The sequence below is a fragment of the Rhodosalinus halophilus genome, assembly GCF_003298775.1.
GTDB classification, from domain to species: domain Bacteria; phylum Pseudomonadota; class Alphaproteobacteria; order Rhodobacterales; family Rhodobacteraceae; genus Rhodosalinus; species Rhodosalinus halophilus.
In genome coordinates this window covers 1-338 of the sequence record NZ_QNTQ01000077.1, presented here as the reverse complement: position 1 = coordinate 338, position 338 = coordinate 1, and the positions used below count along the sequence as shown (strand labels likewise).

Annotated in this window: 1 protein-coding gene; it reads left to right on the top strand. The window is 70.7% G+C overall.

The features are described from left to right. Positions 1 to 338: AMP-binding protein (locus DRV85_RS18930; protein WP_147238909.1), on the top strand; the 338-nt coding region annotated here is incomplete at both ends.

The window sequence follows — 338 nt, the reverse complement described above, 5'->3', positions numbered from 1 at the left end:
TCGGTGGTCTTCGCGGGCTTCTCGCCGGATGCGCTCGCCGCGCGGGTGAACGGCTGCGACGCCAAGCTCGTGATCACCGCCGACACCGCGCCGCGCGGCGGCCGCAAGACCCGGCTCAAGGACAACGTCAACCAGGCGCTGCTGCACGACTACGACGAGGTCAAGTGCCTCGTCGTGCGCCGCACCGGCGACCAGGTCGCCTGGCGCCCCAGCGGCGACTACTGGTGGCACGAGGAGGCCGGGAAGGTCACTGACGACTGCCCGGCCGAGGAGATGGGCGCGGAGGATCCGCTCTTCATCCTCTATACGAGCGGGAGCACCGGCCAGCCCAAGGGCGT